The following is a 20,609-nucleotide window of genomic DNA, read 5'->3' as shown; positions in this document are numbered from 1 at the left end:
GTGCGGAGATTTCTCGACCGCCTGTACGACGGTGCAGGCGCCCTCGGCGCGTTCTGCGTGTTCCTGATCTTCGTGCTGATGATTCTGGCCGGCGTGGGCCGGCAGATGAACTGGCATGTGAGCGGGCTCAACGACATCGTCTCCTGGCTCTGCGCCGCCGCCGCGTTCTTCGCGATGGCGCATGCCTTCCGTCACGGCGACTTCGTGCGCGTGACCTTGCTGCTGGACGCGGTGCCGCCCAAGGCGCGGCGTGCGCTCGACGTGATGTGCCTCCTGATCGCCGCGGTGTCGGTGGCTTACCTCACCTACTGGGCCACCAGCTTCACATATGAGAGCTACGAGTTCGCCGAAATGGCCACCGGCCTGGTGGTCATTCCGATCTGGATTCCGCAATCGACCTTCGTGATCGGCTGCTGGTTGCTCTTGATCGCCATGATTGACGAGCTGGTCGGCGTGGTGCGTGGCGAGAAGCCGAGCTACCAGCGCGCCATCGAAGAACGCCACGCCGCAGGCGACTTCTCTTCCGACGTCTGAACGACAACTATCAAGCAAAGGCATCCAATGCTCGAAACCCTTTTGATGGGCGCGCTGCTGCTCGGGATCATGCTGCTGCTTCTGGCGGGCGGCGTCTGGATCGCGATGACCCTGGCCATCGTCGGCTGGGTCGGCCAGGCCTTCTTCACCAACACGCTGCCGGGCAAGAACCTGTTCTCCGCCTTCTGGGAAAGCAACGCGAGCTGGGAGCTCGCGGCGCTGCCGCTGTTCATCTGGATGGGCGAGATCCTCTTCAGAACCAAGCTCAGCGAGGAGATGTTCGAGGGCCTGCGCCCCTGGCTCAACCGCGTGCCCGGCCGGCTGATGCATACCACCATCCTGGGCTGCGGCGTGTTCGGCTCGGTCTCGGGCTCCTCGGCCGCCACCTGCGCGACCATTGCCAAGGTGGCGCTCCCGGAACTCAAGCGCCGCGGCTACGACGAGAAGCTGGCCATCGGCTCGCTGGCCACCGCGGGCACACTGGGCATCCTGATCCCGCCCTCGATCACGATGGTGGTGTACGCCGTGGCGGCCGACGCCTCGATCATCCGCATCTTCCTGGCCGGCTTCCTGCCAAGCTTCTTGTTGATGCTGCTGTTCTCGGGCTACATCGCCTGGTGGAGCTTGCGCAATCCGGACAAGGTGCCACCGGCCGATCCGCCGACCACCTTCATGCAGAAGATCCGGCTCTCGGGCAACCTCATTCCCTGCGCGCTGCTGATCGTCTTCATCGTCTGGGTGCTGGTCGCGGGCTGGGCCACGGCCACCGAGTGCGCGGCCTTCGGCGTGCTGGGCTCGCTGGCGATCGCCGCCTATGGCCGGAGCCTCACCTGGAAGAACTTCAAGGACGGGATCATGGGTGCCACGCGCACCAGTTGCATGATCATGTTCATCCTGGCGGGCGCGGCCTTCCTCACCAAGACCATGGCCTTCACCGGCATCCCGCGGGAGCTGGCCGAGTGGGTCGACAGCATGCACCTGTCGCCCTACGCGCTGATCGGCGCGCTGGTGGTGGTGTACCTGGTGCTGGGCACGGCGCTGGACGGCATCTCGATGATCGTGCTGACCAGCGCGGTGGTGCTGCCGATGATCCAGAAGGCGGGCTTCGACCTGATCTGGTTCGGCATCTTCATCGTGCTGCTGGTGGAAATCGCCGAGGTCACGCCGCCGGTGGGCTTCAACCTCTTCGTCCTGCAGAACATGACGGGGAAAGACAGCAACGTGATCGCCAAGGCGGCGATTCCGTTCTTCTTCTGCCTGGTGCTGTGCATCGTGCTGATCACGCTGTTCCCGAGCATCGTGACGATCCTGCCGGACATGATGATGGGCAAAGAGCGCTAGTCATGACGCATCCCTTCCGCTTTGCCCCGCCGCTGCAGGAGCGATGTCGACCCTGCGGGGGAGGAACCACACGCAATTGACACGCATTGCCGACATTCGTCGCCGCGCTTTCGAGCGCAGGCAACTCACAAACCAAGACTGTCACACATCATGGAAAAGAAGACTCGAACATCCTTCAGGCTCCTGGCCGTTTCGTCCGTTGCCGTTGCCGCTGCCTTCGTCGCCGGCTGTGGCGGCGGAGGTGGCGGAGGCGGCGTCGACCCGGCCACGCTCGCAGCCATCGCCGCGGCGAATTCGGCAAACACGGCGCCGCCCCCATCCCCGCCTCCGCCCCCGTCTGAGCCGCCCGCGCCGCCACCCGCGATCCAGGCCAAGTGCGCGATGGACACCACCGTGACGGCGTCCTACGAGGAACAGCGCCTGCCCAACAAGCTCTCCAGCAGCGACGCCCTGAGCTTCTCGCAGCAGCTTCTGCAGGCCAGCGGATTCGACAAGTTTGGCCCCGATTTCGCCGCGAAGCTGTGCAACAACGGCATGGCTGGCGCATCGAGCTACGACGAGGCAGTGACGCTGCTCAGGAGCGAGGGCGCGAAGCTCTGGCAGGCCGCGCTGGACCGCGTTCAGGGGCGCGTCGTGCAGGGCACCTTGCCCAAGAGCGACGACCGCATGTTGTACTGGGCGCGCCTCACGATGACGCTGGCACTGCGCCAATGGACGCCCGACTTTCCGCTCACGGACGACCAGCGCGCCGCATTGCAGAACGAGTTCGAACGCGCCTCCCGCGGCCAGTACGCCATCGATTTCCCCGAGGGGCCGCAGTACAAGCGCATTCTTGTGAGCGGCTTCGATCCGTTCACGCTGGGTGCCGCCGGCACGGACGGACAACTGGGGATGCCCAAGGGCAATCCTTCGGGCGCGACCATCCTGTCGCTGGACGGCAACACCGTGGCGCTGGCCGACGGCACCACCGCGGTGATCCGCACCTTCATCCTGCCCGTCAACTACGGCCCCTTCATCGCCGGTATGCAGGAGGACACGCTGGGGCCGTGGTTCAAGCCCGGCAGCAAGCGCGTCGATGCGTCCATCACCATGAGTCAAGGGCGTTCCAATTTCGACCTGGAGCACTACAACGGGCGGTATCACTTTGCGAACTTTGTCGGCAACGACAACTTGAACCCGGCCTGCGAAGGCGAAGGTTTCCCTGCGACGCTCGAGTGCGACATCAATCCACCGCAGCGGTGGCTGGGGTATGCGGCCACGCCATGGAAAAGGGATGCACCGCCGCAATTCACCGTCGCAAGCCTGCCGTTCCAGAAGCTGATCGAGGCCAACACTGGCAGCTGGGTAGTAGGGCGGAATGACGTCTACGACGTCACCCCATGCACCAAGGCAGCTGCAGACGCGCCCAAGGCTCAAGCAGATTACGATGCCGCAAAAAAGGCTTGGAATGCCGCTCCGTCCGGTTCTGCAGCAGAAGCGGAAGCACAGAAAAAGATCGACGCCGCGAAGGCATTGCTGGCCGCGAACCCGCTGAATCCGCAAGAAACGAATTGCGCGCTGAAGGGGGGCGGAGGCAACTATCTCTCCAACGCCAGTGCCTATCGCAACACCCTGATGCGTGACATTTTTGGGCTCACCATTCCGGCAGGCCATATTCACACGCCGACCATGCTGACGCCAACCGGAGTCACCAAGGCGGACTTCGAGGCGAATCGCGACCAGATCGTCGCGCAGTCCCGCAATCTGATCTTTGCGCTGGCGAAAAGCCTGGCAACGTCCCCCACACCTTGAATTCCAGAAGGAAGACCATGAAATTCGCAGCCCTCATATTCATTCTCGGTGGCGTCGCCGCCTGCAACACCGCGTCGGCCCAACCGGTCGGCGGGTTCTACCTGTTCAAGCACAAGGAGAGCGGCAAGGTCGTGTGTTACCAGCAGGTCATCAACTCCGACTGGGACCGGGTGTCCGGCCCGTTCCAGGACAGCGACTGCAAGATCGAAGAGAAGCCAAAGGCGCGGCGTAGCGACTTGCCGGCGAGCCCGCTCGACCTGGTGCCCAAAAAGTAGACGCAATCGGCGGTGCCGGGCAGGTCCGGAAGGGGGCCGTCGATATAGATCGACGGCATCGTCGCCATATCGTCCCTGCGTTCGGCAGTGACGATACGAAGGGAAGCCTCCCTCCAGGGGCTTGGGCTTCGACGTGCACCTCATCCATGCATGGATACACCGTCCGCCCTTCTGCAGCAGGCTGTCGATGAAAGAGCGGTTTGCCGCTTGAGGCCGCATCACTTTCGAAGAAGCTTCGCACTCAGATCCATAATGAACATCGACTTGAACAGTGACCTCGGTGAGAGCCTCGGCGTCTGGCGCATGGGCGACGACGCCGCCATGCTCGACATCGTCAGCAGCGCCAACGTGGCCTGCGGCTTCCACGCCGGCGACCCCGCGGGCATCCTGCGCACGCTGCGCCGGGCGAAGGAACGCGGCGTTGCGGTCGGGGCCCACGTGGCCTATCGCGACCTCGTCGGCTTCGGCCGCCGAAACATGGACGTCGACAGCGCCGACCTGCGCGCCGACGTCATCTACCAGATCGGCGCCCTGAAGGGCTTGGCCGCCGCAGCCGGCACCGAGGTGCGCTACGTGAAGCCGCACGGTGCGCTGTACAACACCATCGCGCACGACGAGCGCCAGGCGCGCGACGTCATCGCCGCCATCCGCGAGATCGACTCCAGCCTGGTCCTCGTCGCGCTTGCGGGTTCGCCGCTGCTGGGTTGGGCTGAGGCGCAGGGCCTGCGCGTGGTGGCCGAGGCCTTTGCCGACCGCGCCTACACGCTGCAAGGCACGCTGGTGTCGCGCCGCGAACCCGGCGCCGTGCTGCACGATGCCCACGACGTGGCCGAGCGCATGCTGCGCCTTGCCAACGAGGGGATCGTCACCGCCATCGACGGCAGCGTGGTGCGCATCCGCGCCGACTCGGTCTGCGTGCACGGCGACAGCCCCGGCGCGGTCGGGATGGCGAGCCGCGTGCGCGAGCGGCTGGTGCAGGCCGGCGTGACGATCCGCCCCTTTACTGAGGTAGCAACCGCATGACTACACCGATGCGTTTTCTGCCCGTCAACCTGAATGCGGTGCTGGTCGAGCTCGACGACCTGGCGCAGACGCTCGCGCTGCTGGCCTCGCTGCGCGCGACGCCCCTTGCCGGTGTCCAAGAACTGGTGCCCGCCGCGCGCACGATCCTCATCACCTTCCGGCCTGCCGTGCTGTCGGCGGCTGCATTGGCGCAAGCCGTGCGCCAGCGCCGACTCGACGCGTGCGAAACGCGCGCCGACAAGCGCATCGAGATTCCCGTGCGCTACGGCGGCGAAGACATCGCCGAAGTGGCCGGCCTGCTCGGCATCACACCCGACGAGCTGGTGCGCCGCCACACCGGGAGCGACTACACCGTCGCCTTCACCGGCTTCGCGCCCGGCTTTGCCTACCTGAGCGGCGGCCACCCGAGCCTGAACGTGCCGCGCCGCGCGGTGCCGCGCACCCGTATCCCCGCAGGCGCCGTTGGGCTCGCGGGTAGCTTCAGCGGCGTGTACCCGCAGGCCAGCCCCGGCGGCTGGCAGATCATCGGCGTGACCGACACGCCCATGTGGGATTTGTTGCGCGAAACGCCGGCATTGCTGCAGCCTGGCGACACGGTGCGTTTTGTCGATGCCACGGCGCTGAAGGTGGCATTGCCGGTGGTCGAGAACGTGGTTGCGGCGCCCGCGCCCATGGCCGTCGAAAGTGGTAGTGCCTTTTTCGAGGTTCGCGCCGCTGGCCTGCAAGCCCTGTGGCAGGACAGGGGCCGCCATGGCCAGGCCCGGCAGGGCGTGTCCGCCTCCGGTGCGATGGACCAGCGCTCGCTGCACGTTGCCAATCGACTGGTCGGCAATGCGTCGGATGTGGCCTGCCTCGAGCTGGCGTATGGCGGCTTCCAGTTCGTCTGCCGCGGCGAGACCGTGATCGCTGTCACGGGTGCCGTCGGCCCGCTCACGCTGGCCCGCAACGACGGGGCACAATGGCCGTTGCCGCGCTACCGGCCCGTTGCGCTGGCCGACGGCGACACCATCACATTTGGCGAACCCGTCGCCGGCATCCGCAGCTACCTGGCCGTGCGCGGCGGCTTTGAGGTGGCACCCGTGCTCGGCAGCTGCGCGACCGATACGTTGGCCCGCATCGGCCCGCCTGCGGTGGTCGCGGGCGATGTGCTGCCGGTTCGCGCCGTGGCCATCGGCGCTGTTGTCGGCGCCACCGAGGCGCCACCGCTCGACATGCCTACCGTGCAGGAGGAAGTCGTGCTCGACATCGTGCTCGGCCCGCGTACCGACTGGTTCACCGCCGATGCTGTCGAGCGCCTGTGCAGCCAGCCGTGGTCGGTTACGTCGCAGTCCAGCCGCATCGGTATCCGCCTGAACGGTGAAGAGCCGCCGGTGCGCGCCAACACCGCCGAACTGCCCAGCGAAGGCACGGCGCGCGGCTCCATCCAAGTACCGCCCAGCGGCCAGCCCGTGCTGTTCCTGGCTGACCACCCGCTCACCGGAGGCTACCCCGTGATTGCGTCGGTCGCCACCCACCACCTGGACCGTGCGGGGCAGATCCCCGTGAACGCCCGCGTCCGCTTCCAACCGATGGCCGGCCCTCACGGCCCTCACGGCCCTATCGAACTTTGAGATCGAGAGTCCTGCGATGAAAAAAGTCCTGATCGCCAACCGCGGCGAAATCGCCGTGCGCATCGCGCGCGCCTGTGCCGACTACGGTGTGCAGTCGGTCGCCGTCTATGCCGATCCCGACCTGAACGCGCTGCACGTGCGTCGGGCCGACGAGGCCTACGGTCTGGATGGCCATCGCCCGGCCGACACCTACCTGAACATTCCCAAGCTGCTGGCTGTGGCCAAGCGCAGCGGCGCCGACGCCGTGCACCCCGGCTACGGCTTTCTCTCTGAAAGCGCGGCCTTTGCGCAGGCGGTGATCGACGCCGGCCTCACGTGGATCGGCCCCTCGCCCGCAGCCATCGCCACGCTGGGCGACAAGGTGCAGGCTCGCAAGCTCGCACTGAAGGTCGGTGCGCCGCTCGTCGCCGGCACCGCCGACCCGGTGCAGGACGCGAGCGAAGTACTCGCCTTCGCCGAACAGCACGGCCTTCCGATCGCCATCAAGGCTGCGTTCGGCGGCGGCGGGCGCGGCATCAAGGTCGCGTGGCGGCTCGACGAAGTCGAAGGCCTGTTCGAATCGGCCGTGCGCGAAGCCATCACCGCCTTCGGCCGCGGCGAGTGCTACGTCGAACAGTTCCTCGACCGCCCGCGCCACGTCGAGGCGCAGGTGATCGCCGACACGCACGGCAACGTCGTCGTGCTCGGTACGCGCGACTGCTCGCTGCAGCGGCGTAACCAGAAGCTGGTCGAAGAAGCGCCCGCGCCGTTCCTGAGCGACACACAGCGTGAGCGCATTCACCAGTCGGCGCGAGACATCTGTGCGGCAGCCGGCTATACCGGCGCCGGCACCGTCGAGTTCATGCTGAGTGCGGGTGGCGCGATCTCGTTCCTCGAGGTCAACACGCGCCTCCAGGTCGAGCACCCGGTGACCGAAGAAACCATCGGCATTGACCTCGTCATCGAACAGTTGCGCATCGCCGAGGGGCTGCCGCTGTCCGTCAAGGAGACGCCCGCACCACGCGGCCATTCCTTCGAGTTCCGTATCAACGCCGAAGACGTGGGCCGCGGCTTCCTGCCGACGCCCGGCCCTGTCCACGTGTTCGACGTCCCGTCGGGCCCGGGCGTGCGCGTGGACACCGGCGTCGACGCCGGCTCGCAGGTGCCCGGCACCTTCGACTCGCTGATGGCCAAGCTCATCGTCACCGGCGCCACGCGGGCCCAGGCCATCGCACGCGCGCGCCGCGCACTCAAGGAGTTTCGCATCGAAGGTCTGGCGACCGTGCTGCCGTTTCACCGCGCGGTGATGGTGCATTCCGATTTCGTTTCGGAAGATGCCTTCAGGGTCCACACACGCTGGATCGAGACCGACTTTGCGAACGGCGAAGCGGCGGCCGCGCGGCCCGATCCGCAGCCCGACGCATCGCTGCATCGCATGGCCGTCGAGATCGACGGACGGCGCATGTCGCTGGCGCTGCCGGCCGAGTTGCTGCGTGGATGGGGTGCGGCCGGGGCTGCCACGGGCGGCGTCGTTCCGGGTGTTCCCAATGAACCCGCGACCGATGCCGCCGCTGTGTCCACCCCGGTGGCCGGTACGCTGCAAGGCTGGAAAGTGGCCGACGGCGAAAAGGTCGAGCAAGGCATCGTCATCGCGGTAGTGGAGGCGATGAAGATGGAGATGCAAGTCGTCGCGCACCGTGCAGGGTGCATCAGCTTCGCCGCGACGGCAGGTGGCTACGTGGGGGCGGGAACGACGATTGCGTTCATCGGTTGAACGTAGGGAATTTACCTGTGTATTTGCAGGCGTGCTGTCGATCCGAGCCGTCAGGCGAGGCCTCTTCCTCCGTGGTCTCGCTCACCTGTGCGGCCGCTGCCTTCCTCGTCTGCTCGCGCGTCTTGATGCGCCCCTTGGCTTCGTGCGTGCTGTGGCGGAAGCGATAGGACTCATTGCCGGTCTCGATCACCGCCTGCTGATCACGCATGATTCGTGGCGTTTATCAAAAGGGTCAAACCGATAGTGACCCCTGATCGAAACGGTGAGTGGGTGCTAATCTACAACGCCGCACAAGCCGTAACAATTTAGCGCGGCGGGAGTCGAATCGCTCCGTCCAGACGAATCACCTCGCCGTTGAGCATGTCGTTCTCGATGATGTGCTTGGCGAGCTTGGCGTAATCCTCGGGCGTTCCCAGGCGCGACGGAAAGGGCACGCTGGCGGCCAGCGCGTCCTGTACTTCCTGCGGCATGCCAAAGAGCATGGGCGTGCCGAAGATGCCGGGGGCGATGGTCATGTTGCGGATGCCGTTGCGGGCGAGGTCGCGGGCGATGGGCAGCGTCATGCCGACCACGCCGCCCTTCGACGCGCTGTAGGCGGCCTGGCCGATCTGGCCGTCGTAGGCAGCGACCGAGGCGGTGGAGATGAGCACGCCGCGCTCGCCGGTGGCTTCGGGCTCGTTCTTGCTCATCGCGTCGGCCGCGAGGCGGATCATGTTGAAGCTGCCGATCAGGTTGACGGTGACTGTCTTGCTGAACACGGCCAGGGCGTGGGGGCCGTTCTTGCCCACGGTCTTTTCGGCCGGCGCGATGCCTGCGCAGTTGACGAGGCCGACCAGCTTGCCGAGTTTCGTGGCGGCGGCAACGGCGGCCTGTCCGTCGGCCTCCTGGCTCACGTCGCACTTGACGAACACGCCGCCGATGTCGCGCGCGACGGCTTCACCCTTGTCGGCCTGCATGTCGGCGATCACCACCTTGCCGCCGTTCGCAGCCAGCATGCGCGCCGCGCCTTCGCCGAGGCCCGAAGCGCCTCCGGTCACGATAAAAACCTTGCCGTCGATCTGCATTGAAGTCTCCTGAAGATAAGCCGGCCATTATCGAAGACGCCCGCCAGGCAAAAAAAAGGCCTCATCCGAAGATGAGGCCCTGAATTGGATCCGTGAGGACCCAAGGAGACAACTGGTAGAGGCCGGTGCTCAGCGCTTGCGCGAAGCGGTGGCGGTCTTTGCTGCGGCGACGGCTTGCGTCGACACGGCGTTGAAGTTGGCTTCGGCGACGTCGGAGGCTTGCTTGACAGCCTTCTGGACCGATTCGAATGCGTTGTTGGCGGCAGCCACGGCGCTCTTCATCACGGCAACGGCGGTTTCCGAACCGGCGGGTGCGTTCTTGGAAGCGCTGTCGACCAGGCCGACAAAGGCTTGCTGGGCTTCAGAGGCCTTGGCTTCGAAAGCCTTGGAAAACTCTGCGCCGGTGCCTTGGGCGATGTCGTACAGGTGACGGCTGTAGGCGGCGGTCTTTTCGGCCAGGGGCTGGAACAGGCTGGCTTGCAGCGTCAGCAGTTCCTGTGCGTCCTTGACGCTCATGGCGGCCTGGGCGGTGCTCTGGGCTTCAGCCAGGGCGGCCTTGGAAGCGGTCACGTTCAGTTCGACGAGCTTCTCGACGCCTTCGAAAGCCTTGGTGGTCAGGCCGAACAGGGTTTCGAGGTTTGCTTTTTGGGCGGCGAGGATTTGGTCAGCGGTCAGGGCCATTTGAGATCTCCAGAAAGGAATAATTGGTCGATTCACGTTGCGCTGCGCCTCGTCGTCTATGTTGCGGTGCAGCATGGCCTCAAGTATAGGCAGCTGAGTTTTGCGAGCAAGGGGTTTTTGCTGCAACGCAGCAATCTAGAGGCCGCTTTCTAAATCGGCCCCGGATGGGCCACCACGCAGAATGCAGGGCATGCGTGCCTTCTATTCCGGCCAGTTCGTCTTGCCCCTGCCGCCGGGGCATCGCTTTCCCATGTCGCGCTACGCGATGCTGCGTGACCGCCTGCTGGAGCACCTGCCGGCTGTCGAGATGGATCAGGCCCCGCGTGCCACCGATGGCGAACTGGCGCTGGCCCACACCCCGCAGTGGATCGCCGCCATCAGCGACGGCAGCGTGAGCCCGCAGGCGATGCGCGAAATCGGCTTTCCCTGGAGCGAGGCGATGGTCGAGCGCTCGCGCCGCTCCACCGGCGCGACCATCGCGGCCTGCCGGGCCGCATTTGCCGGCGGGGTAGCGGCCAACATGGCGGGCGGCACGCACCACGCCTACGCCGACAAGGGCGGTGGGTTCTGCGTCTTCAACGATGTCGCGGTGGCTGCCCGGCTGATGCAGGCGGAGCACGGACGCACAGGCCGACAACTCAAGGTGGCGGTGATCGACCTGGACGTGCACCAGGGCAACGGCACGGCCAGCATCTTCAGCAAGGACGCCAGCGTCTTCACGCTCTCTATGCACGGCCAGAAGAACTTCCCCTTTCGCAAGGAAGCCAGCGACCTGGACGTCGAGCTGCCCGACGGCTGCGGCGATGCCGACTACCTCACCGCCCTGGAGCATGCCCTGGACGAGCTCGACCGCCGCTTTTCGCCCGGCCTCGTGATCTACCTCGCCGGCGCCGATCCCTTCGAGCGCGACCGGCTCGGGCGCCTGAAGCTCAGCTTCGACGGCCTGGAGGCGCGCGACCGCCGTGTGTTCGACTGGACCTGGCAGCGCCGCATTCCGGTGGCCTTCGCCATGGCCGGCGGCTACGCCACCGACATTGCCGAGACGGTGCAGGTGCAGTTGGGCACATTCAAGGTCGCCTTCGATTACTGGCGCCGCTGGCAAAATGCCGCGCGATGAGCTCAGCCACCAAACCCACGCCGCACTCCCGAAGCAGCTACCGCGCGTTCCGCAGCATCCCGACGCGCTGGGCCGACAACGACATGTACGGGCACGTCAACAACGTCGTCTACTACAGCTGGTTCGACACCGCGGTGAACGCGCTGCTCATCGAACGCGGTGCGCTCGACATTCATGCGGGCCAGACCATCGGCTTCGTGGTCGAGACGCAGTGCAACTACTTCGCGCCGATCGCATTTCCGCAGACGGTGGAGGCGGGCATCCGCGTGTCCCAGGCAGGCCGCTCGAGCGTGCGCTACGAGATTGCATTGTTCGCAGAGGGCTCGGACACGGCGGCGGCCCAGGGCCACTTCGTTCATGTGTATGTGGACCGGGCAAACCAGCGGCCCGTGCAATTGCCCGACGCACTGCAACGCGTGGTCGAGACGCTCAAAGCCTGACCCCACGAAAAACGGCGCCCGAGGGTGCCGTTGTCTTTTGTCGCAAGTGCGGCGAGCCGTGAGGCTCGAACCGCCGCGCCTTGCTTACATCTTCTTCATGGCCTTGATGTCGGCCTTGCCCTTGGCTTCGTCGGCCTTGGCCTGCTTCACGCAAGCGTCCTTGGCGTCACCCTTCTGGTCGTCGCACTTTTCCTTGGCGACCTCGTAGGTGGCCTTGACCTTCTCTTCGGCCACCTTGCGGGCATTGCTGTCGCTCGGCTTGTACTGTTGCTCCAGTTCAGCCTTGGCGACGTCTTCCTTGCCCTTGGCTTCCTTTTCGCAAACGTCCTTTGCGTTGTCCTTCATGGTGTCGCACTGTGCCTTGGCGACCTTGTAATCAGCTTCGATCTTTTCCTTCGCAACCTTGTGCTCGTCGCCGGTCATCGCACTGGCGTGCGTGGCAACGAAACAGGTGGAGGCGAGGGCGAGCATGAGCAGGTGTTTTTTCATTGGAGTTCTTCCTTCGAGGTGATTGAAATCTGAATACGGGTAACAGAGGGCCGGGGTCAGGCAGTCGTCGGGACTGCCTGAGGAGGCCGGGATTTACGACTTTTCGAACCACAGCGAATCGGCCGTGCGGCCGTCGCGCGATTCCCAGTCCTTGACTTGCTTTTCGGCTTCGTCGCGGCTGATGCCGTGGCGTTCCTGGATGCGGCCGAGCAGCTGGTCGCGCTTGCCGGCGATGACGTCGAAATCGTCGTCCGTCAGCTTGCCCCACTGCTCCTTGACCTTGCCCTTGAGCTGTTTCCAGTTGCCTTCGATGGTGTCCTTGTTCATGCGAATCTCCTTTGAGAGGTTGATTCGGCGGTCCGTGTTGCCGCCGTGGAAATCACTGTCTCGCCACGCATTCACCCTGCCGGTAGGACGTGCTGTGCAGCCCCCGTAGGCACAGGCCGACGCCGCCCGTGATAATCGAACGGACGCCCCGAGCCAGAGACACCTCGCACCGACGACCATGATCATTCACAGCCTGCTGGACACCGACCTCTACAAGTTCACGATGATGCAGGTGGTACTGCATCACTTCCCCGGCGCCCGCGTCGAGTACCGCTTCAAGTGCCGCAACCCCGGCGTCGATCTGGCGCAGTTCGCGGGCCAGATCCGCGACGAGGTGCGCAGTCTCTGTTCGCTGCAGTTCCGCGATGCCGAACTCGCCTATCTGCGGTCCATGCGGTTCATCAAGAGCGACTTCGTCGACTTCCTGGGCCTGTTCAGGCTCAACGAGAAGTACATCAACATCATTCCCCAGCCCTCGGGCGAGCTCGAGATCCGTATCCAGGGTCCGTGGCTGCACACCATCCTGTTCGAGATCCCGGTGCTGGCCATCGTCAACGAGGTCTACTTCCGCAACACGCAGAAAAAGCCCGACATCCAGGAAGGCCGCCGCCGCCTCGAGACCAAGATCGGCCAGCTGCACGACGCCGGCCTGGCCGACCTCAAGATCGCCGACTACGGCACTCGCCGCCGCTTCTCGAAAGACTGGCACGAAGAGGTGCTGCGCACCCTGAACGAGCGGCTGGGCGCGGTCACGCCGCCGTCCATGCAGGCCAGGCCGGGCGGCCGCCTGCCGCAGTTGGCCGGCACCAGCAATGTGCTGTACGCCATGAAGCTGGGGCTGATCCCGCTGGGCACCATGGCCCACGAATACCTGCAGGCCTGCCAGGCGCTTGGCCCGCGGCTGCGGGACAGCCAGATCTTCGGCTTCGAGAGCTGGGCGCGCGAGTACCGCGGTGACCTGGGCATTGCGCTGTCCGACGTCTACGGCATGAGCGCTTTCCTGCGCGACTTCGACCTGTACTTCTGCAAGCTCTTCGACGGCGCCCGCCACGACAGCGGCGACCCGTTCCAGTGGGGCGAGCGCATGCTGGCCCACTACGTGGCCAACCGGGTCGATCCGCTCACCAAGACGCTGATCTTCAGCGACGGCCTCACGGTGCCGCGCACCATCGAGCTCTACCAGCAGTTCCGCGGCCGCTGCCAGCTGGCCTTCGGCATCGGCACCAACCTCACCAACGACCTGGGCTACGAGCCGCTGCAGATCGTCATCAAGATGATCAACTGCAACGGACAGCCGGTGGCCAAGCTGTCGGACACGCCGTCCAAGAACATGTGCGAGGACGAAAAATACCTGGCCTACCTGCGCCAGGTGTTCGAGATCGAACAGCCGGCCGCCTGACCTCGGGCCTGACTTCGGTCTGGTACGGTACGGTACGGCACCCATGAACAGAACCCTCCGACTCGCGGCAGCCGCGGCGCTGCCGTTGCTCTTTCCTGCCTTGGCCTCGGCCGCCGATTTCGACGGCGCCCGACTCTCGCCGCTCTGGGGCGTGCCGTTCGCCGGCATCCTGCTCTCGATCGCGCTGCTGCCGCTTCTTGTGCCGTCTTTCTGGCATCACCACTACGGCAAGATTTCCGCCGGCTGGGCGCTGGCGTTCCTGCTGCCCTTTGCCGCCACCTACGGCGCGGGCCTGGCGGGCGTGCAGCTGGTGCATGCGCTGGTGGCCGAGTACATCCCGTTCATCGTCCTGCTGACCGCGCTCTTCACCGTGGCGGGCGGCATCCACATCCGCGGCAACCTTCGCGGGGCACCGGGACTCAACACCGCGATCCTGGCCATCGGCGCGGTGCTTGCGAGCTTCATGGGCACCACGGGCGCCTCGATGTTGCTGATCCGGCCGCTGATCCGTGCCAACGACGACCGCGTGCACAAGGCGCACGTGATCATCTTCTTCATCTTCATCGTCTCGAACGTGGGCGGCTCACTCACGCCGCTGGGCGATCCGCCGCTGTTCCTCGGGTTTCTCAAGGGCGTGAGCTTCTTCTGGACCGCCCGGAACATCCTGCCCGAGACGCTCTTCGTGCTGGCCGCGCTGCTGGCGCTGTTCTATGTCATCGACCGCCATTACTACCGCAAGGAAGGTGTGCTGCCGATCGACCCGACGCCCACGACGCCCGAGACGCGGCGCCTGGGCTTCGACGGCGCCGCCAACTTCTGGCTGCTTGGCGGGGTGATCGCGTTGGTGTTGCTCAGCGGCTTCTGGAAATCGCCCATTGGCTTCGACGTGTTCGGCACCGAGGTCGGGCTGCCGGGCCTGGTGCGGGATGTGGGGCTGGCGCTGATCGCAGTGGTTTCGTTCAAGCTCACCGCGCCCAAGGTGCATGCCGACAACCAGTTCGAGTGGGGCCCGATGGCCGAGGTGGCCAAGCTGTTCGCGGGCATCTTCCTGACCATCATCCCGGTGATCGCGATGCTCAAGGCCGGCACGCAGGGGCCTTTCGGCGCCGTGGTGGCGGCGGTGACGCGGGCCGACGGCCAGCCCGACCCGGCAATGTATTTCTGGGCGACCGGCGTGCTGAGCTCGTTCCTGGACAACGCACCCACCTACCTGGTGTTCTTCAACACCGCCGGCGGCGACCCGGCGGCACTCATGACCACCTACGCCACCACGCTGGCGGCGATTTCCGCCGGCGCCGTCTTCATGGGCGCCAACAGCTACATCGGCAATGCGCCCAACCTCATGGTCAAGGCCATCGCCGAAAGCCGCGGCGTGCGCATGCCCAGCTTCTTCGGCTACATGGCGTGGTCCATGGCCATCCTGGTTCCGCTGTTCGTCCTCGCCACCTTCATCTTCTTTCGTTGAGTGCACACATCATGAGCAAGCCCAAGATCCTGGTCGCACGCGCGATCTTTCCTGAAACCATCGAGCGCTTGTCGCAGCACTTCGAGGTCGAGTCGAACCCCTCCGACGAAACCTGGAGCAAGGCGCAACTGATCGCCAGGCTCAAGGGCAAAGAGGGTGTCTTCACCACCGGCAGCGAACGCATCGATGCCGAGGTGCTCGACGCCTGCCCCGACCTGAAGATCTGCGCCAACATGGCCGTGGGCTACAACAACTTCGACGTCGATGCCATGGCCGCGCACGGCGTGCTCGGCACCAACGCGCCCGACGTGCTGACCGAGACCACCGCCGACTTCGGCTTCGCGCTGCTCATGGCCACCGCGCGCCGAATCACCGAGAGCGAACATTTCCTGCGGGCCGGCAAGTGGGAGAAGTGGAGCTACGACATGTTCGCGGGCTCCGACATCCACGGCGCCACGCTCGGCATCATCGGCATGGGCCGCATCGGGCAGGGCATTGCCCGGCGCGGTGCGCACGGCTTCGGCATGAAGGTGATCTACCACAACCGTTCGCGCCTCGACGCGACGCTCGAAGCCGAATGCAAGGCCAGCTACGTGAGCAAGGAAGAGCTGCTCAAGACGGCCGACCACGTCGTGCTAGTGGTGCCGTATTCGCCGGCCTCGCACCACACCATCGGCGCCGCCGAGATCGCGCTGATGAAGCCGACCGCCACGCTGGTGAACATCGCGCGCGGCGGCATCGTCGACGACGCGGCGCTGGCCGTGGCGCTGCGCGAAAAGCGCATCGCGGCGGCGGGCCTCGATGTGTTCGAGGGCGAGCCCAAGGTTCACGCCGACCTTCTGACCGTGCCCAATGTCGTGCTGACGCCGCACATCGCGAGCGCCACGGTGCCCACGCGCCGTGCCATGGCCGACCTCGCGGCGGACAACCTCATCGCGTACTTCAGCGGCAAGGGGCCGCTGACGCCTGTGACGCCGGTTCCACCAGCGACCAAGTAAACGACCCTGCCCAGCGACACAGCGCCTTCGCCCTTGGAACCCAGTGAATTGATTCTTCTCGTGCTGGCTGCGCTCGCAGTCATTCAGCTGGTGCTGCTGATCTGGCTGATCGCGCGTCGGCAGCCCAAGCCCGATCACAGCGAGTTGCTGGGCCTGCTCGCCGCGATGCGCGCGGCCAACGAACGCACCGAACGCGAACTGCGCCACGACATCGTCGAAGGCTCGCGCGGCGCGCGGCAGGAAACCGCGCAGGCCTTCGCCACCTTCCAGCAGTCGCTGGTGCAGCAGGGCGCCGAAGCCACGCGTACGCAGAACGCGCAGCTCGACGCCTTCTCGCTGCAACTCGCGTCGCTGCAGAAGTCGCTGGCCGACACGCTCAACACCCAATTGCAGGGCCTGAGCGAGTCGAACGCACGCCGCCTGGCCGAAGTGCGCACGACCATGGAAACGCAGCTCGCGCAACTGCAGCAGAGCAACACCGCCAAGCTCGACGAGATGCGCAAGACCGTCGACGAGAAGCTGCAGAGCACGCTCGAGGCCCGCCTGGGCGAGAGCTTCAAGCAGGTGGCCGACCGGCTCGAGCAGGTGCACAAGGGACTGGGCGAGATGCAGGCGCTGGCCGTCGGCGTCGGCAGCCTGCAGCGCGTGCTGACCAACGTGAAGACGCGTGGCGTGTTCGGCGAAGTGCAGCTGGAAGCGCTGCTCGAGCAGGTGCTCACCGCCGACCAGTACGCCAAGCAGGTGGAGACCAAGCCGCGCAGCGGCCAGCGCGTCGACTTTGCGATCCGCTTTCCGGGCCGCGGCGACGACGGCGCGCCGGTGTGGCTGCCCATCGATGCGAAGTTTCCGCGCGACGACTACGAGCGCCTGATCGATGCGCACGAGCGCGCCGATGCGCCCGCCGCCGAGCTCGCGGCCAAGGCGCTCGAAGCGCGCATCCGCGTGGAGGCCCGCTCGATCGCCGAGAACTACCTCGCCGCGCCGCACACCACCGACTTCGCCATTCTTTTCCTGCCGGTCGAGAGCCTCTATGCCGAGGTATTGCGCCGCCCGGGCCTGATGGACGCCATCCAGCGCCAGCACCGCGTGACGCTCGCCGGCCCTACCACCTTGCTTGCCATGCTCAACAGCCTGCACATGGGCTTTCGCACGCTGGCGCTGGAGCAGCAGGCCTCCGAGGTCTGGAAGGTGCTGGGCGCGGTCAAGACCGAGTTCGAGCGCTATGGCGAATGGGTCTCGCGCATCAAGGAGCAGGTGGCCAAGGCCTCCGACACGCTCGACAAGGCGGACACCCGCGCCAAGCAGATGCGCCTGGCGCTGCGCAAGGTCGAGGCGCTGCCCGAGGCCCAGTCGCAGGCGCTCCTGCCTCCCACCGCCGATGCCGATGACGCCGCCGACAGCGAGGACGAAAACGCCAAGTGAAGGGTTCTGAACTGTTGCGCGTGATCGGCGCCCAGGTTTGCCTGCACGCCACCATGGCCGGCATGCGGCTGGCCACACCGCTGCTGGCATTGCAGCAGGGCTACAGCGCAGTGGCGGTGGGGGTGCTGATTGCGCTGTTCGCGCTGACCCAGGTGTTTTTGGCGCTGCCGGCGGGGCGCTTTGCCGACCGGCACGGGTTCAAACGGCCGCTGTGGCTGTCGGTGTTTGCGGCGTCGGGCGGCGCGGGGCTGGTGCTGATCTTTCCGACCTTTCCGGCGATGTGCGTCGCAGCGCTGCTGACCGGCGGGGCCACCGGCGCGACCGTCATTGCGCTGCAGCGGCATGTGGGGCGCTCCGCCACCCATTCGGCCCAGCTCAAGCGCGTGTTCAGCTGGCTGGCCATTGCGCCGGCGGCAGCGAATTTCGTCGGGCCGTTTCTGGCCGGCATGCTGATCGACCACGCCGGCCGCGCGCCTGCGGACATGCTGGCGTTTCGCGTCTGCTTTGCGGCGATGGCGTTCCTGCCGGTGCTTTGCTGGCTGCTCGCGCGTGGTGCGCATGAACCGCCGATCGTCGCGCCCACGCCCGGTACCGTGCCGACGCGCGCCTGGGATCTGTTGCGCGAGCCGATGTTCCGCCGCCTGCTGTTCGTGAACTGGCTGCAGTCCTCGAGCTGGGACGTGCATGCCTTCGTGCTGCCCGTGCTGGGGCACGAACGCGGAATCAGCGCCTCGGTGATCGGCTCGATCCTCGGCGCCTTCGCGGTGGCAGCCGCCGCGATTCGCGTGGTGCTGCCGCTGATCGCCTCGCGCGCGTCGGAGCGCAGCGTGATCCTCACTTCCACCATCGTCACCGCCTTGGTGTTTGCGATCTACCCGCTGCTCGATTCGGCCCTGACGATGGGCATCTGCTCCGTGATCCTGGGCTTTGCGCTGGGCGCGGTGCAGCCGATGGTGATGAGCATGCTCCACCAGATCACGCCGCACGCGCGGCACGGCGAGGCGCTGGGGCTCAGGCTGATGACGATCAATGCATCGAGCGTGGCCATGCCGATGCTGTTCGGCTCACTGGGCGCGCTGATCGGGATTGCGGGGGTGTTCTGGGTGGTCGGCGGCGTGCTGGCGCTGGGGGCAAGAGCGACCTGGGGATTGAAGGTTTAGAGCGAGGGCGGGGGCGCATCGCCCTCGCTATTGGCGCCCCGAGCAGGCGCCGCGGGTCAGAGCTTGTAGAAGCGCTTGATCGCGTCCCACGCGTCTTCGGGCGCGTCGACGTATTCGAAGAGTTTCACGTCGCCCGGCGAGATCACGCCTTCGTCGACCAGGAAGTCGAAGTCGATCATGCGCTTCCAGTAGTCCGAGCCGAACAGCACGATCGGCACCGGCTTCGACTTCTTGGTCTGCACCAGCGTGATCACCTCGAACAGCTCGTCGAGCGTGCCGAAGCCGCCCGGGAACGCCACCAGCGCCTTCGCACGCATCATGAAATGCATCTTGCGGATCGCGAAGTAGTGGAACTTGAAGCTCAGCGCCGGCGTGACGTAGGGGTTGGCTTCTTCCTCCATCGGCAGCGCGATCGCCAGGCCCACCGAGAGGCCGCCGCCTTCATGCGCGCCGCGGTTGGCCGCCTGCATGATGCCGGGGCCGCCGCCGGTGCAGATGAAGAGCTTGTCCTGCGGCTCCTTGTCGTGGCTGTACTGCGCCACCAGCTTGCCGAAGGCGCGCGCCTTCTCGTAGTAGTGCGAGTTGCGCGCCAGGCGCCGCCAGCGCTCCGAGGCCACCGCATCGCCGGCGGCATCGGCCTGGGCGAGCATGGCTGCGGAGTCTTCGTCGCTGCGAAAGCGGGCGCTGCCGAAGACCACCACCGTGTTCTCGATGCCGTGCTCGCGTTGCTGCAGGTCGGGCTTCATCAGCTCCAGCTGCATGCGGATGCCGCGGGTTTCGCGGCGCAGCAGGAACTCCGGATCGGCGAAGGCGATGCGCGAGGGATCGGGATCAAGCGGGAGGCCTTTTTCGGAATGGGACTTGAGCGTGGCCCAGGCATCGGCGAGGCGTTTGTCGTGAAGATCGTGCGTGTTGTTCATGAAGGACTCGGACGGAATGACCTGTGGGATTGTGCAGCGTTGCAATCAGCGTGCCCGAGAAACGAAAAAGGCCCCCGAAGGAGCCTTGAGCGCGTACCGAAAAAATGCTTTCTTCGTGAAACACCGAGGAACCGGCTTTGCCGGGCCTCAGGTGTTGCCCCCGGTAGGGGGAGGGAGAAGCGACACGAAGTGCGCGAAGCCTGGGGGCGAGGCGTTACACGCGCTTGCGGTATTCGCCGGTGCGTGTGTCGATTTCGACCTTGTCGCCTTGCGCCACGAACAGCGGCACGCCGATTTCGAAGCCGGTGGCGATCTTGGCGGGCTTCATGACCTTGCCCGAGGTGTCGCCCTTGACGGCCGGCTCGGTCCAGGTGATTTCGCGCTCGACGCTGGTGGGCAGTTCGACCGAGATGGCCTTGCCGTCGTAGAACACCACTTCGACGGCCATGCCGTCTTCCAGGTAGTTCAGGGCGTCGCCCATGTTCTCGGCTTCGACTTCGTACTGGTTGTACTCGGTGTCCATGCAGACGTACATCGGGTCGGCGAAGTAGGAGTAGGTGCACTCCTTCTTGTCCAGCACGATCTGGTCGATCTTGTCGTCGGCCTTGAAGACCACTTCGGTGTTGAAGTTGGCGATCAGGCTCTTGAGCTTCATGCGCACGGTGGCGGAGTTGCGGCCGCCGCGGCTGTATTCGGTCTTGAGCACGACCATCGGGTCCTTGCCGTGCATGATGACGTTGCCGGCGCGGATTTCTTGAGCGATTTTCATAACAGGTTCTCTGGATGTTGGCCGCTCGGTG

At 65.7% G+C, this 20,609-nt stretch carries 20 protein-coding genes and 1 pseudogene; 14 read left to right on the top strand and 7 right to left on the bottom strand.

Annotated features, from left to right (window positions below; genetic code table 11):
• The 7 genes from ABIC90_RS14980 to ABIC90_RS14950 all read left to right on the top strand — a co-directional run bounded on the left by ABIC90_RS14980 (position 1) and on the right by ABIC90_RS14950 (position 8,327).
• Entirely contained in the window at positions 1-534 is a 534-nt protein-coding gene (locus ABIC90_RS14980; protein WP_354355154.1) for a TRAP transporter small permease, read from the top strand.
• 27 nt (positions 535-561) lie between these two features.
• On the top strand, positions 562-1,875 hold the full coding sequence (locus ABIC90_RS14975) for a TRAP transporter large permease (protein ID WP_354355152.1): 1,314 nt from the start codon (positions 562-564) through the stop codon (positions 1,873-1,875).
• Positions 1,876-2,025: 150 nt separating this feature from the next.
• Positions 2,026-3,666 (top strand): hypothetical protein, encoded by a 1,641-nt coding sequence (locus ABIC90_RS14970; protein WP_354355150.1) that lies wholly within the window; start codon positions 2,026-2,028, stop codon positions 3,664-3,666.
• Between the two features lie 17 nt (positions 3,667-3,683).
• Positions 3,684-3,941 carry a hypothetical protein gene (locus tag ABIC90_RS14965; RefSeq protein ID WP_354355148.1) on the top strand — a complete coding sequence of 86 codons (258 nt, stop codon included), beginning with the start codon at positions 3,684-3,686 and terminating at the stop codon, positions 3,939-3,941.
• A 252-nt stretch (positions 3,942-4,193) separates the two neighbouring features.
• Positions 4,194-4,964, top strand: a complete 771-nt coding sequence (locus ABIC90_RS14960; RefSeq protein WP_354355146.1) for a LamB/YcsF family protein — start codon at positions 4,194-4,196, stop codon at positions 4,962-4,964.
• Positions 4,965-4,972: 8 nt separating this feature from the next.
• The gene (locus ABIC90_RS14955) at positions 4,973-6,574 is read left to right on the top strand and encodes an urea amidolyase family protein (RefSeq protein ID WP_354355309.1); all 1,602 of its coding nucleotides are present in this window, start codon (positions 4,973-4,975) and stop codon (positions 6,572-6,574) included.
• Between the two features lie 16 nt (positions 6,575-6,590).
• Positions 6,591-8,327, top strand: coding sequence for an acetyl/propionyl/methylcrotonyl-CoA carboxylase subunit alpha (locus ABIC90_RS14950; RefSeq protein ID WP_354355144.1), 1,737 nt, complete (start codon positions 6,591-6,593; stop codon positions 8,325-8,327).
• On the opposite strand, the pseudogene ABIC90_RS14945 reads toward ABIC90_RS14950, so the two are convergent.
• The 3 genes and pseudogenes from ABIC90_RS14945 to ABIC90_RS14935 form a co-directional block, all read right to left on the bottom strand.
• A pseudogene (locus ABIC90_RS14945) lies at positions 8,317-8,517 on the bottom strand (hypothetical protein); the annotation flags it as partial. The gene ABIC90_RS14950 and the pseudogene ABIC90_RS14945 overlap by 11 nt on opposite strands.
• 115 nt (positions 8,518-8,632) lie before the next feature.
• Positions 8,633-9,391, bottom strand: coding sequence for a 3-hydroxyacyl-CoA dehydrogenase (locus ABIC90_RS14940; protein ID WP_354355142.1), 759 nt, complete (start codon positions 9,389-9,391; stop codon positions 8,633-8,635).
• A 129-nt stretch (positions 9,392-9,520) separates the two neighbouring features.
• Positions 9,521-10,072, bottom strand: a complete 552-nt coding sequence (locus ABIC90_RS14935) for a phasin family protein (protein ID WP_354355307.1) — start codon at positions 10,070-10,072, stop codon at positions 9,521-9,523.
• Between the two features lie 181 nt (positions 10,073-10,253).
• On the opposite strand from ABIC90_RS14935, the gene ABIC90_RS14930 reads away from it, so the two are divergent.
• Both ABIC90_RS14930 and ABIC90_RS14925 read left to right on the top strand, forming a co-directional pair.
• A complete protein-coding gene (locus ABIC90_RS14930; protein WP_354355140.1) occupies positions 10,254-11,189 on the top strand; it encodes a histone deacetylase family protein in 936 nt (311 codons plus the stop codon).
• Positions 11,186-11,629, top strand: coding sequence for an acyl-CoA thioesterase (locus tag ABIC90_RS14925; protein WP_354355138.1), 444 nt, complete (start codon positions 11,186-11,188; stop codon positions 11,627-11,629). The genes ABIC90_RS14930 and ABIC90_RS14925 overlap by 4 nt, the downstream gene beginning before the upstream one ends.
• A gap of 84 nt (positions 11,630-11,713) precedes the next feature.
• Here the strand turns inward: ABIC90_RS14925 and ABIC90_RS14920 are convergent, their stop codons facing one another.
• Together ABIC90_RS14920 and ABIC90_RS14915 are read right to left on the bottom strand one after the other, a co-directional pair.
• Positions 11,714-12,118 (bottom strand): hypothetical protein, encoded by a 405-nt coding sequence (locus ABIC90_RS14920; RefSeq protein WP_354355136.1) that lies wholly within the window; start codon positions 12,116-12,118, stop codon positions 11,714-11,716.
• Positions 12,119-12,211: 93 nt separating this feature from the next.
• Positions 12,212-12,445: a CsbD family protein gene (locus ABIC90_RS14915; protein ID WP_176658504.1), complete on the bottom strand. Its 234-nt coding sequence runs from the start codon at positions 12,443-12,445 to the stop codon at positions 12,212-12,214.
• A 178-nt stretch (positions 12,446-12,623) separates the two neighbouring features.
• On the opposite strand from ABIC90_RS14915, the gene pncB reads away from it, so the two are divergent.
• The 5 genes from pncB to ABIC90_RS14890 are packed head-to-tail and all read left to right on the top strand — an operon-like array spanning position 12,624 to position 18,889.
• Positions 12,624-13,844, top strand: coding sequence for a nicotinate phosphoribosyltransferase (gene pncB / locus ABIC90_RS14910; protein ID WP_354355133.1), 1,221 nt, complete (start codon positions 12,624-12,626; stop codon positions 13,842-13,844).
• Positions 13,845-13,887: 43 nt separating this feature from the next.
• Entirely contained in the window at positions 13,888-15,309 is a 1,422-nt protein-coding gene (locus ABIC90_RS14905) for a sodium:proton antiporter (RefSeq protein ID WP_354355131.1), read from the top strand.
• An 11-nt stretch (positions 15,310-15,320) separates the two neighbouring features.
• Entirely contained in the window at positions 15,321-16,307 is a 987-nt protein-coding gene (locus ABIC90_RS14900) for a 2-hydroxyacid dehydrogenase (RefSeq protein WP_354355129.1), read from the top strand.
• A gap of 33 nt (positions 16,308-16,340) precedes the next feature.
• A complete protein-coding gene (locus ABIC90_RS14895) occupies positions 16,341-17,729 on the top strand; it encodes a DNA recombination protein RmuC (RefSeq protein WP_354355127.1) in 1,389 nt (462 codons plus the stop codon).
• Complete coding sequence (locus tag ABIC90_RS14890) at positions 17,726-18,889, top strand: MFS transporter (RefSeq protein WP_354355125.1); 1,164 nt, start codon at positions 17,726-17,728, stop codon at positions 18,887-18,889. Before ABIC90_RS14895 ends, ABIC90_RS14890 begins: the two co-directional genes overlap by 4 nt.
• A gap of 56 nt (positions 18,890-18,945) precedes the next feature.
• On the opposite strand, the gene ABIC90_RS14885 is transcribed toward ABIC90_RS14890, so the two are convergent.
• Both ABIC90_RS14885 and efp read right to left on the bottom strand, forming a co-directional pair.
• Complete coding sequence (locus tag ABIC90_RS14885) at positions 18,946-19,809, bottom strand: TIGR00730 family Rossman fold protein (RefSeq protein WP_354355123.1); 864 nt, start codon at positions 19,807-19,809, stop codon at positions 18,946-18,948.
• 214 nt (positions 19,810-20,023) lie between these two features.
• Complete coding sequence (gene efp, locus ABIC90_RS14880; protein ID WP_354355121.1) at positions 20,024-20,578, bottom strand: elongation factor P; 555 nt, start codon at positions 20,576-20,578, stop codon at positions 20,024-20,026.
• Positions 20,579-20,609: the final 31 nt, after the last annotated feature.

Source organism: Variovorax boronicumulans (assembly GCF_040544675.1).
GTDB classification, from domain to species: domain Bacteria; phylum Pseudomonadota; class Gammaproteobacteria; order Burkholderiales; family Burkholderiaceae_C; genus Variovorax; species Variovorax boronicumulans_D.
The sequence above is the reverse complement of the archived record's forward strand: the minus strand, read 5'-3'. Positions and strand labels throughout refer to the sequence as shown.